General features: G+C 48.2%; 10 protein-coding genes. 7 read left to right on the top strand and 3 right to left on the bottom strand.

What is annotated here, in order from left to right:
- Nucleotides 1-289 precede the first annotated feature (289 nt).
- Nucleotides 290-1588 carry a phosphopyruvate hydratase gene (eno, locus tag T497_RS0105020; RefSeq protein WP_028514678.1) on the top strand — a complete coding sequence of 433 codons (1299 nt, stop codon included), beginning with the start codon at nucleotides 290-292 and terminating at the stop codon, nucleotides 1586-1588.
- A gap of 90 nt (nucleotides 1589-1678) precedes the next feature.
- Here eno and pncB read toward each other — a convergent pair whose 3' ends face one another.
- Nucleotides 1679-2878 (bottom strand): nicotinate phosphoribosyltransferase, encoded by a 1200-nt coding sequence (pncB, locus tag T497_RS0105015; protein ID WP_028514677.1) that lies wholly within the window; start codon nucleotides 2876-2878, stop codon nucleotides 1679-1681.
- A gap of 125 nt (nucleotides 2879-3003) precedes the next feature.
- The gene (locus T497_RS17395) at nucleotides 3004-4281 is read right to left on the bottom strand and encodes an alpha/beta fold hydrolase (protein ID WP_028514676.1); all 1278 of its coding nucleotides are present in this window, start codon (nucleotides 4279-4281) and stop codon (nucleotides 3004-3006) included.
- Between the two features lie 416 nt (nucleotides 4282-4697).
- Between T497_RS17395 and queD the strand changes: the two genes are divergently transcribed.
- From queD to queF, 5 genes are read left to right on the top strand one after another with little or no spacing between them, the layout of a single operon-like run.
- Nucleotides 4698-5123, top strand: a complete 426-nt coding sequence (gene queD, locus T497_RS0105005) for a 6-carboxytetrahydropterin synthase QueD (protein ID WP_028514675.1) — start codon at nucleotides 4698-4700, stop codon at nucleotides 5121-5123.
- On the top strand, nucleotides 5123-5782 hold the full coding sequence (queE, locus tag T497_RS0105000) for a putative 7-carboxy-7-deazaguanine synthase QueE (protein WP_037324464.1): 660 nt from the start codon (nucleotides 5123-5125) through the stop codon (nucleotides 5780-5782). The genes queD and queE overlap by 1 nt, the downstream gene beginning before the upstream one ends.
- Nucleotides 5782-6351 (top strand): GTP cyclohydrolase I, encoded by a 570-nt coding sequence (folE, locus tag T497_RS0104995; protein WP_028514673.1) that lies wholly within the window; start codon nucleotides 5782-5784, stop codon nucleotides 6349-6351. The genes queE and folE overlap by 1 nt, the downstream gene beginning before the upstream one ends.
- 10 nt (nucleotides 6352-6361) lie before the next feature.
- The gene (gene queC / locus T497_RS0104990; protein WP_028514672.1) at nucleotides 6362-7048 is read left to right on the top strand and encodes a 7-cyano-7-deazaguanine synthase QueC; all 687 of its coding nucleotides are present in this window, start codon (nucleotides 6362-6364) and stop codon (nucleotides 7046-7048) included.
- 2 nt (nucleotides 7049-7050) lie between these two features.
- On the top strand, nucleotides 7051-7548 hold the full coding sequence (gene queF / locus T497_RS0104985) for a preQ(1) synthase (protein ID WP_028514671.1): 498 nt from the start codon (nucleotides 7051-7053) through the stop codon (nucleotides 7546-7548).
- Between the two features lie 359 nt (nucleotides 7549-7907).
- Here the strand turns inward: queF and T497_RS17390 are convergent, their stop codons facing one another.
- Nucleotides 7908-10154, bottom strand: coding sequence for a cellulase family glycosylhydrolase (locus tag T497_RS17390; RefSeq protein WP_080693302.1), 2247 nt, complete (start codon nucleotides 10152-10154; stop codon nucleotides 7908-7910).
- A gap of 297 nt (nucleotides 10155-10451) precedes the next feature.
- Between T497_RS17390 and T497_RS0104975 the strand changes: the two genes are divergently transcribed.
- Entirely contained in the window at nucleotides 10452-12626 is a 2175-nt protein-coding gene (locus tag T497_RS0104975; RefSeq protein WP_028514670.1) for a substrate-binding domain-containing protein, read from the top strand.
- Nucleotides 12627-12670 lie beyond the last annotated feature (44 nt).

The raw sequence follows: 12670 nt of genomic DNA, 5'->3' as shown, positions 1-12670 counted from the left end.
CTTTTCGTGAGTAATCATAATGCCCGAATGGATAATTGTTAATGTTCAACACTAAAACTTTCAAATTCACTTTACAAGATGTTAGTGTATACAAATATTATAAGTAACGATTGACACAGCAAGTTTGCGATGATATAATCAAATATGTTAGAGCTTTCTAACAAGAATAAATCATTATAGCAGGCTCCTTTCGGTCATACAGAATAAGTGCGAATATTTTGTATTTTTGAGCCTGCTAATGCCAATAATGTGAGTATTCACATTAAATATATTATAACAGGAGAAAACTATGGACTATTTAGAAATTGAAAAAGTTGTAGGACGTGAGATACTTGACTCACGCGGAAATCCGACAGTTGAAGCTGAGATAACTCTGGCAGACGGTACAGTTGCAAGAGGTACAGCTCCCAGCGGCGCTTCAACAGGTGAATTTGAAGCTCTCGAACTCCGTGACGGCGGCGAGCGCTACCTCGGAAAGGGCGTAACAAAGGCTGTAAACAACATCAATACCGTTATCGCAGAAACTATCACAGGTATGGACGCCTCCGACATTTATGCTGTTGACGCAGCTATGATAAAGGCGGACGGTACAAAGGACAAGTCCAACCTCGGTGCAAACGCTATCCTCGCAGTTTCTATCGCCTGTGCAAGAGCTGCCGCAGCTTCACTTGATATCCCGCTTTATCGTTTCCTCGGCGGCATTCAGGGAACCAAGCTCCCTGTACCTATGATGAATATCCTCAACGGCGGAGCTCATGCTGACAGCGCTGTTGATACTCAGGAATTCATGATAATGCCTGTCGGAGCTCCTTCATTCAGTGAGGCTCTCCGCTGGTGCGCAGAGGTGTTCCACACACTTAAAAAGCTCATCAAAGACATGGGCGACGTTACTGCTGTAGGCGATGAGGGCGGCTTTGCTCCCAACAAGCTCACAAGCGATGAAGAGGCTATCGAGAAGATACTTGAAGCTGTCAAGGCAGCAGGCTTTGAGCCGGGCAAGGACTTCATGATAGCTATGGACGCCGCTTCCTCCGAGTGGAAGAGCGAAAAGGGCAAGGGCTTCTACAAGCAGCCAAAGAGCGGCAAGGAGTTCACTTCCGACGAGCTTATCGCTCACTGGGAGGCTCTCGTTGACAAGTATCCTATCATCTCTATCGAGGACGGTCTCGACGAAGAGGACTGGGAAGGCTGGCAGAAGATGACTGCTAAGATCGGTCACAAGGTACAGCTGGTCGGCGATGACCTTTTCGTTACTAATACAGAGCGTCTTGCAAAGGGTATCGCTCTCGGCGCAGGCAATTCTATCCTCATCAAGCTCAATCAGATAGGTTCAGTATCCGAGACTCTCGAAGCTATCAAAATGGCTCACAAAGCAGGATATACTGCAATTTCCTCTCACCGCTCAGGCGAGACTGCCGATACGACTATCGCAGACCTTGCAGTTGCTCTCAATACCTGCCAGATAAAGACAGGCGCTCCCTCACGTTCCGAGCGTGTTGCAAAGTACAATCAGCTTCTCCGTATCGAGGAACAGCTCGGTGCTTCTGCCTGCTATCCGCAAATGGGAGCATTCAACGTTAAAAAGTGAGAAAATAGTGCTGAAATCTTCATGAACCTTCCTATTCATAAAAAACTCGCCTGCTTTTCAAAAACAGGCGAGTTTTTATTTGTATTTGTCTTATTTATTGGATTCTCTCTGTATCCTGAACTCCACGGAGCGCTTGAGATACTCAAGATAATCCTCGTCACGGCACATAGCCTTGCCGATATCGTCGGAGAGCTTCGCAACGGGACGTCCGTTGACGTACTGTAGCTTTATAACGATATTGAGAGCTGTCTCCTCGGTATCGTTTGAGCAGAATGTTCCTATGCCAAAGGACACCTTGGTCTTGTCGCAGAAGTACTCATACAGCTTCTGTGCGCGGTCAAAGTCAAGACTGTCGCTGAAAAGCAGGAGCTTTGTCTTCGGATCAACGCCGTACTTCTTGTAGTGTGCTATTATCTTCTCGCCCCATGCATAGGGATCGCCGCTGTCGTGACGGACTCCCGTATAGTTATTGACCATTGAGCGGTTGAAATCAAGCAGAAACAGGTCTGTAGTCACCGTATCGGTAAGCGCAGTACCGTTATCGCCCTGATACTCGTTGTACCAGTCGTTCATTGCATAGTGGTTGGTGTAAGCAAGAGGTATGGAGTCGATTCCCTGATACATCTGCACGAACTCATGTGCATATGTGCCGATAGGAGTTACATTGTACTTCATTGCAAGGTAAACATTGGAAGTACCCACGCACTTGTCTGTCTCGGTGCACAGACGCTTCACCACAACGTCCTCCCACTCGCGGGAAAGTCGTCTGCGGCAGCCGAACTCCGCAAACTTGAATGTATATGTGCCGTCGCTGAGAGCCTTTATCTTTGCGTCAAGGCGCTCCTCAGCGGACTTTCTCAGCTTCTCGTAATCGAACTTCATGCGGAAGTAAACCTCGTTGACAATTTCAAGGAGATATATCTCGAACTGCATTGCAGAGAACAGCGGTCCGTCAACAACTATCTGAAGCTGACCGTTGCCGTCAAGCTCAGCAGTAACGTAGTCGCGGATAGGTCTCCACAGTCTCAGGAACTCAACGTAGTCGTCCTTGATAAAGCGTATGGAGCGGAGATAGTCCAGCTCTTCTTTCTTGAATGTGAGAGAGCAGAGGTGGTCGATCTGGTCGTTTATCTCCTGCACCATTTCGGCAGTGAAAACAACGTCCTTGTTGCGGCACTTGAAGTAGTACTGACCGCATAAGTCTGTGTGCTTGTGGAAGATGACCTGATCCATGTTGAACTTGTACAGGTCAGTATCCAGCAGTGATACGACAATTGGTTGGAGCTTCATAGTTTTTATTCCTTTCTGTCCGATTAAAAATCGGTTATTTGATCACTGTGTAGTGGCTGATGCCCACATCAGCCCGATTTATTAAAAAACTAACGGGGCGATGTAGGCATCGCCCCCTACAAAAGCTACCTGTTTTTTTCTTTTATCTCATGCACAAACTGTGCCAGCTCCTCGGAATGGAGCATAGTTGACATATGTCCGCCGTCAATATACCGAAATTCTTTATCTGGAGCGTTTATTCTGTCAAAATATGTCTTGATTACGCCGCAGTAATCGTCATTGCTGCCCTGCAAAACATAAACCGGAACCTTATATTCTGTCTTTTCGCTCAGATCAAATTCATCAAGCAGTACACCACACACATCACCGCTTTTTTCATTTGCAGGATCAACAGGCTGATAATAAACATCTTCTCCAAAATTATTCTTTATATGATCTGTGATCGAATAATACGGATTGAAAAAAGCTGCTGCAAGTGGATTTACACCGCCGTCAAACAGTCCTTCCTCATCGCTGTATACATACTTGTCTGTCAGAGGAAGAACGCTTTCGCCAAACATATGAGATGCTTTTTTAATATCAGTCTCAGAGGAACTGCATATCAGCTCTGTCATTTTATCCGGATCAAACTGTTCGGCAAAAACGCGGTCATCTTCGCTGTTTACCGTCCAGTCCGTCATAATCTGTTTTACAGCACTGAAATACTTTCTGTACTTCTCGCTGCTGTCAAGGCAGGAGCTCTCACCTGTAAAGTTGTAGTACATAAACGATATTTCGCCGTACTTATCTATTGCAGTCTGATAATCTATTGCTCCCGAGATATAATCCTCAACGCCCTTGTTCATCATCGCAGTAACATCTTTATCCACGGAAAGTGAAAGGTCGATTATACAATCCACCTTTTCGGGATTACGGATAACAAACTCTCCGCCGTACATAGTTCCCCACGAATGACCAAGTATAGTCAGCTTATCCTTGCCCATATATTCAAGAATGAAGTCCGCCACTGTGTCGATATCACTTTGCATGAGCTCAGAAGTTATCAGCCCCTCCTGCGGAGAGTGTATCTGAGTCTTGCCGCAGCCTCGCTGATCCCAGTTGACCACAGTGTAATCCCCTGCCAGCTTCCTCAGCACTTTCCAGTCCATTTCACTGGTAGCGCCTCCGGGACCGCCGTGAAGATACAGCATAACGGGATTATCCCTGTCCTCGCCGTAAATATTTATCCACTGCTGCTGACCATTGACGTCAATGTACATTTCCTCGTTTATGCCGCCCTCGGGAGTTTTATTGTATATCATTCTGCCTATCGCCCGTACTAACAGCAGTATAATTATCAGCGAAACAAGGATAATACCGAACCATTTCAGTGTTTTCAAAAATGCTTTTATTGCTTTTTTCATAAAAACATCTCCTTTATACTTGTTTTATCACATTATACTGCATTAACCTTACAATAAGATTACAAAGAGAAATGTTTTTTATAAGCATATCACATCATAGTAAAATTATAACTCAAAACGCCCCGTTTGTCAATAAAAACAGCTTGACAGGCGGCTTTTTTGATGATATAATATGTAGTGCATATTGGTATAACTACCCGACAGTTCGTTTGCGCCATCCTGTCGTTAAATAAAACCAGGGCATCTGTGTACACAGGGATACTGTGTAAAAGTGCAGGTCTACTGCACATAATTGGAGGACAGGTGCGTCTGCTTAATATTGGGCAGGCGCATATTTTATTTTGAGCTGAAACAGCTCGACCGCCTCCACTTTCTGCTGATCACTAATAACTAACCACTGAAAATGAGGTGTGATAATGTATATACTAAAAACGTCGGCGGAGTTCGACAGTGCGCATTTTCTTGCAGGCTACAAGGGCAAGTGCGCTAATATCCACGGACACCGCTGGAAGATAGAGGTCTGTGTGGCTGAGGAGGCTCTCATTGCCGAGGGCGAAAAGCGCGGCATGGTAATAGATTTCGGCGATTTGAAGCGCGAGGTACGCACTCTTGCGGACAGCTTCGACCACGCTCTCATCTATGAGACAGGCTCGCTGAAAGCCGCTACTCTTGCCGCTCTCAGGGACGAGGATTTCCGACTTATCGAGGTAAGCTACCGTCCCACAGCCGAAAATTTTGCCCGTGATTTCTACGAAGTCCTCACACAAAAGGGACTTCCCGTGAAGAGCGTGACCGTATACGAAACACCTGAAAACTGCGCGATATACGAGGAGGAAAAGTAATGCTGCCTGTTGTTGAAAAATTCATAAGCATAAACGGCGAAGGCGCCCACGCAGGCGAGCTTGCGGCGTTCATTCGTTTCCGCGGCTGCAATCTCAGCTGCTCATACTGCGACACCTGCTGGGCTAACACCGAAAACGCTCCTGCAGAGTATGAGTCTATCGAGGAGCTTACTGCATGGGTTGCCGAAAGCGAGGTACACAACGTAACTCTCACAGGGGGCGAACCCCTGCTTCAAAAGGAATGCGGCGCACTGGCGGAGCTTCTCATAAAGAACGGCTGCCGCGTGGAGATAGAGACCAACGGCAGTATCTCCCTTGAAAGGCTTGCTGCTGCGGAATACCGCCCCATATTCACCATGGACTACAAGCTGCCGTCCAGCGGCATGGAGGAGTTCATGTGCATTGACAATTTCCGACTTCTGGACTGCCACGACACAGTCAAGTTCGTTTCGGGCAGTATCGCAGACCTTGAAAAGGCTGCGGAGCTCATAGACACTTACAAGCTCACCGAGCGCTGCCATGTGTTCATCAGTCCAGTTTTCGGCGAGATAGAGCCTGCGGACATTGTTGACTTCATGGAGGAGCACAAGATGAACGGCGTCCGCTTGCAGTTACAGCTCCACAAATTCATCTGGGAACCCACAAGGAGGGGCGTTTAATGGACAGAGAAGCGATAGAATACCACATTCTGGGACTTATAAAGGCTATCGGCGAGGATCCCGAGCGTGAGGGACTGAAAGAGACTCCTGCACGTGTCGCACGTATGCTTGAGGAAGTCCTTGAGGGAACTGCCTATACCAATCATCAGATAGCCGAAATGTTCGGCAAGACCTTTGAAGCCGACACCAGCTCCGATATGGACAGCGCCGTGGTCATGAAGGATATCACCGTATTCAGCTACTGCGAGCACCACCTTGCACTCATGTACGATATGAGCGTGAACGTTGCCTATATCCCACGGGGAAAGGTCCTCGGGCTCAGCAAGATAGCCCGTATCTGCGATATGGCTGCGAAGCGCCTGCAATTGCAGGAGCGCCTCGGCAGGGACATCGCGGAGATAATCTCCGAAGCCGCAGGCACTCCCGATGTTGGAGTAATGATACGTGGCAGCCACAGCTGCATGACAGCCCGCGGCATAAAAAACGCCAACGCAAAGACTGTCACAGGCACATATCTCGGTGAGTTCCGCAAAAATGCCGAGCTCAAAGACCTCATCAAATTCGACTAAGGAGAAACACATGAAAGCACTGGTTCTTTTCAGCGGCGGCGTGGACAGCACCACCTGTCTCGGTATCGCCGTCAATAAATACGGAGCAGACGAAGTTCTCGCCCTCTCCCTCTACTACGGACAGAAGCACAGCCGTGAGCTTGAAGCGGCACGCAAAATAGCCGCCGGATACGGCGTTAAGCACAAGGAGCTCGACCTTGCCCTTATCTTTGCGGACAGCGACTGCTCACTGCTCAGCGGCTCAACAGAGGATATCCCCAAGGAGTCCTATGCGGAACAGCTCAAAAAGACTGACGGCAAGCCCGTCTCCACATATGTTCCGTTCAGAAACGGACTTTTCCTTGCTTCTGCGGCAAGCATAGCCCTTTCAAACGGCTGTACGGAGATATACTACGGCGCTCACAGCGATGACGCCGCAGGTAACGCTTACCCCGATTGCAGCAGCGACTTCAATGACGCTATCAACCGCGCTATATATCTCGGCAGCGGTGAGGAGCTCCGCGTTGTTGCTCCATTTATCGGCATGAACAAGGCTCAGGTAATAGCCGAGGGACTTAAACTGAGCGTTCCCTATGAGCTCACATGGAGCTGCTACGAGGGCGGCGACAAGCCCTGCGGATCATGCGGAACCTGCCGCGACAGGATAGCCGCATTCAGAGCTAACGGCATGGACGATCCTGCCATGAAAGGAGAATAAACATGAGCGGAAGAACCGACAACGAAAAGGGCGATATCACCATTCTCGGCAATCAGCACACAAAATATTCCTACGATTACGATCCCTCGGTGCTGGAGACATTCCCCAACAAGCACCCCGACAACGACTACTTCGTGAAGTTCAATTGTCCCGAGTTCACAAGTCTCTGCCCTATCACAGGTCAGCCCGACTTTGCAACAATATACATCTCCTACGTGCCTGCTGAAAAAATGGTGGAGAGCAAGTCCCTGAAACTGTACTTGTTCAGTTTCCGCAACCACGGAGACTTCCACGAGGACTGCGTGAACATCATCATGAAAGACCTCATAAAGCTCATGGAGCCAAAGTACATCGAGGTATGGGGAAAGTTCCTGCCCCGCGGCGGACTGTCCATTGATCCATACTGCAACTACGGCAAGCCGGATACAAAATGGGAGAAAATGGCATGGGAGCGCCTTTCACAGCATGATATGTATCCCGAAACAGTAAACAACCGATAAACGTAATAATTTTCAAAAGCATATGAGTGGGATTCCAAAGGGACTGTGTTCCTTTGGCGGAGTGACTCCCCATAAGATGGGGAGATGTCCGTAGGACAGAGGGGACGTACCGGTAAGGTCAGAGGCAGCGCCTCTGGTGGGTTTGGGCAAAGCCCAAGCATCGAAGGCGCTCCGCAAGGGTGAATTAAAAAAACAGTCCAGTGGACTGTTTTTTTAAGAGGGACGCCCTGCAAGTGAGGGCGTCCCTTAACAGCATACAATATGCAACTATACTCTTTAATATAAACAGACATGAAAAACTCCGCTGTATACCGTTAATACAGCGGAGTTTTCCTATTGGAGCATATTATGAAAAAACATTATGCGATATCAAGAGAAGCTACCTTCTTGAGGAGGTACTCCTGTATGCGGAGAGCATCATTTGCTGTGATACCCTCGCTTGACTTGTCAACGTCGCCGTTGAGAAGTCCCTTTTCTGTGATGTGCTTCTCGTCAGAACCGTTGAGACCGTACTTGTTCGGATTTGCAAGGTACTGCATGATGAGAACAACGTCTGACATATCAATTTCGCCGTCGCAGTTTGCGTCGCCGTACTTGTCAGCCTTATCGTCAGGCTTGACAGTAGTAGTTGTTGTAGTCTCAGTCGAAGTTACAGTTGTCGTAGTTGATGTAGATGTTGAAGTTGAAGTGGAAGTTGTAGTTGATGTTGTTGTCTCGGATGTGGTTGTAGTTGTAGCAGTTGTTGTAGTTGTTGTTGTCTGCTGAGTGCCGTTTGAAGAAATGATGAATGCCTTTATGCTTGTAGCGCCTGTGTCAGCAGGAGATATCTCCTTGCCTGACTTGTCGGAAGCGTACCAAGCTTGTAAGAGCGCGGACTTTTCTTTCTTGATGTTCTCGATGAGCTGCTTCTTTATATCAGCGTCTGTAACAGCCTCGGAAGGCTCAGTTGAAACGTCCATTACCTGCTTTGGATTGTTCATATCGAGAGTGATGATGCCTGACTTCTTAGCCTCCCATACGTATGATACCCAGTAGCTCTTGCCGTTGAGCTGCGGTGAGAAGCCCAGACAGCCGTTCATGAAGTTTGTATTGCCTGCGAACTGAACGTCAACGAAAGCAGTTTCGCCAATGCTCGTACCAAATGATACCATGCCGTTGCCTGCCTCTGTTCCGTATATCTTGTCGCTCTCGGAAACATTAGCAGAAGTAGTTGTAGTAACTATCTCATTGAGGTTAGTAACTGATGTAACGATAGTTGACTCAGCGTTTCCTCTTGCGTACTTGTTGATAGCAGCAACTATCTCGGGACGCTTCCATGTGCAGTTTGATCTGTCGAGGAGCATGAAGCTGATATCGTCCCACCAGCAGCAGGTAACGCCAACTGATGAAGCATAAGCTGTGAAGTAAGCAGCGCAGTCAACTCTGTCCTGAACGTTGTTGCCCTTTTCTCTTGCGCCGTACTCACCGACGTAAACAGGGATACCCTTTGAAGTGTACTTCTGGTATACCTTGTCGAAAGCCTGATTTATCTCGCCTGTGTCTGTGTTGATGTTGAACTTGTTTACGCTCTGTGAGTCGCTTTCCTCAGCGAGAGCGAAGCCGTAAGGCAGATATGCATGAACAGCTACGATAAGTCTGTTCTGTACCTTGTCTGTAGGTATCTGGAAGTTCTCATTTGTAGCGCCGTCAACGGAGCAGTCATAGCCGGGGACTGAAACGTATCTTGTGCCGTTATTTCCGCCTGATGAACGGATAGTGTCGAGAACGTCCTGATTGAGCTTGTTGATAGTCTTTATAGCGTCGATACAGTCAGCGTTGGAGGGATTTATCCACCACTCATTCTGATGACCGATAAGACGTGGCTCGTTCATGGTCTCGAAAATGAGCTTGTTGTCGTAGTCCTTGAAGCGCTCTGCTATCTGTGACCATACAGTAGTCATGTACTTCTTGGACTGGTTATAATGAGCAGTATCGGGGTACATATACTTAGCGTCGTTATCGTGGTGAACGTTAAGGATAACGTACATATCGTTGTCAACAGCGTAGTCAACTATCTCCTGAACTCTGTCCATCCACTGCTTCGATATCTGATAGTTGCTGTCAACGTGGTTGTGCCATGAAACAGGGATACGAACAGTTCTGAAGCCTGCTGCCTTAACGGTGTCTATCATCTTCTTGGAGGTCTTGTAGCCGCCGTTCCAGCAGGTCTCGATACCCATTTCGCTGCCTACCCAGCCTGTATCGTCGATAGCGTCCATAGTGTTGCCGAGATTCCAGCCGAGGCGCATATCCTTTACGAACTTTATGCCCTCAGTCTCGGGAACTGACTTTGCAGGGATATTGAGGTTGGGAATATTGTAATCGGCAGCAGCCACCTTATTGCTTGTAAGGAGCGGTACTGAAAAATCGCCGATATCGGTAACGTTTATGTCGGAGCTTGCTGCTGCGGCAGAAGCGCTGTAATTGTCGCTGCTGGTTTCACCTGCATACTGCTGGATACTAACGCTTACAGCGGAGGTGGTGAAAATGGGGCTTCCCATAGCAGATGAAGCGAGAGTAACAGCTGCAAGTGCCACAGACCAGCTCTTTTTGAAGAAACTATTCATGATAAAACTTCCCTTCTTTTATAGTTTAGAGTTGAAAGTGAAGAGTTTAGAGTTTATGTGTTCGCTGCGCTCATATCATTTAAATAACGTCGCCGCAAAGGCGACACCGCAACTTTCAACTCTCAACTCTCAATTCTCAACTTTGCGTTTAACCGCGTTCATATCATGTTGATTTTATTATAGAGCAACAAGATGTAAAATTCAATGAAAATTCCAACTCAATTTATGTACTTTTCAGCTTTTTGCAGTTGATTTCTCCCCTGCTTTATGTTATAATCAGGTAAAGAGGTGATGCCCGTGAGAAAACGCATAGCTTTCATAACCGTAAATGTGGAAAAGCTCTACCAGACCAGCCTTATCGAAGCCTTGTCGCGGCAGTCCGCCGCCCTCGGCTATGACCTTGTTGTGCTTACCCATTTCGTAAACTTCGACAACGAGACCGAACACCTGAAAGGCGACGAGAATATCTACACTCTCATAAAGCAGCTCAGCTTAGACGGAGCCGTTATCGACTTAGGCTCGTTCTACAGCCGCTCCCTGTCCAAAAAGCTGGAGGATATGCTCTGCGAAAAGGGCATACCCGTCATTGCTCTCGACTATGTAAGTGACCGCTTTGAGAGCTGCCTGCAAAACAACAGAGAGAACTTCCGACAGCTCACCGAGCACTTCATAAAGGTTCACGGCTTTAAAAAGATATACTGTCTCAGCGGTCCCGAAAAGATAATACACTCAGACCAGCGTATCGAGGGCTACCGCGACGCCCTCACAGAAAACGGCATACCATTCCGTCAGGACTACATCTTCTACGGCGACTTCTGGGTGAACTATGCAAAGGACTTCGCAGCACGAATCGCAAAGGGCGAGATAGAACGTCCCGAAGCCATAGTCTGCGGCAACGACTTCATGGCATTGCAGCTCTGCCTGTCCCTTGCCGAAAACGGCATAAACGTCCCCGATGACATAGCCGTAGGCGGCTACGACGGAAACCCCGATGTCAGCAGCTATCAGCCCTCCCTCACCACATTCGGCAATGCGTTCAGGGAAAACGGTATCGAAGCCATATGCCGCCTGCATGAGCTCATAAGCGGAGAAGCTCCCACACAGCGCATAGAAGTCCGCCCTGCCGTTAAGACGGGAGCAAGCTGCGGCTGCAAGGCAAATACCTCGGGAGACGCCGCTATCAGCGAGAAGATGTTCGCAAGAGACATGAGCATGGGTATCTTCATGCACAGCAACTACTCCTCTATGATGAACAACGTCAAAAACATGGAAGAATGTGCCATTGTCCTTGCGCAGAACGCCTACCTCATGGACTTCCGCAGCGACTTTTTCCTCTGTCTATGCAATGACGAGGAAAGCACAAACAGCGGCTACACAAAGAAAATGCTTTGCCGCATAGCATATTCCAACGGAAAAAGCGATATCACTCCGAGGAAATTCTCCCTCGATACGCTGATTCCTCAGCAGGAGCTCTCCGACGAGCCTGCCGCATACATATGCACTCCCCTGCACTACCTCGACAGGAACTTCGGCTACTGCGTCCGCCGCTACAGGGAAACAGTCGTTTTCGAGCAATACTACGGGGAATTCTGTCAGGTCGCCGCCAACTCCATAGAGCGAATACGTATGCTTGATTACGAGAAGTCCCTAAACGAGAAAATACAGCGGCTCTCCGAGCGTGATATCCTCACGGGACTTTTCAGCCGCAAGGGACTTATCTCCCGAACCGATACTCTCAGCCCCGAACAGCGATACTACGGCGTTATCTACTGTATCGAGAGAGCGGAACAGCTCCGCGGACAGTACGGCAGCGAGTACGTGAGACAGATAATAGTCTCCTTTGCACAGGCAGTCAACCTATCCTGCGCAAGGGGCGAACTTGCCGCAAGAACAGGCAGCGAGGAGTTCATAATAATAGGCAAATGCGACGATTCGGACTTTCCCGAACAGCTCTTCGTAAACGCTCTGAAATCCAACCTCAAAATGACAGAAGCACAGCAGAATGTGAGTATCCTTGCTAAGCTTCGGCGCTTATCCGCAGTTACCGACAGCAGTACAGCTCCCACGGATATGATAGCCCAGCTTGAGGAAAGGCTTGAAGCTACACGAAACTCCGCAGGCGACAGAAGCAGCGCCTACCTTGCAAAAATACGGGAGCTCCGCTACAACGTCTATGAGGAGCCTCAGCTTGAATGGACAGCCGAGACAGCCTCAGCAAAAATAGGCATAAGCACCTCCTACTTTCAGCATTTGTACCGACAATTTCTGGATATCAGCTTCAACGCCGATGTTATCTCAGCAAGGCTTGCCCTTGCGGAAAGACTGCTGGCAAGCACTTCTCTCAGCGTAAGCGAGATAGCTGAAAAATGCGGTTATCCCGACGCATCACATTTTATGAAGCTTTTCCGCAAGAAAAAAGGCAGAACAGCCTCGGAATACCGAAAAGCAAAGGATGATTCCAGTGATAAGTGAGTATTTGGTGCGATAATTATCAACATAACAGTAAAAGCTCCGCC

The sequence above is a fragment of the Ruminococcus flavefaciens MA2007 genome, from assembly GCF_000621845.1.
Taxonomy (GTDB): domain Bacteria; phylum Bacillota; class Clostridia; order Oscillospirales; family Ruminococcaceae; genus Ruminococcus; species Ruminococcus flavefaciens_E.
Note: the sequence above shows the minus strand (reverse complement) of the source record. Positions and strands in the feature narration are given on the sequence as shown.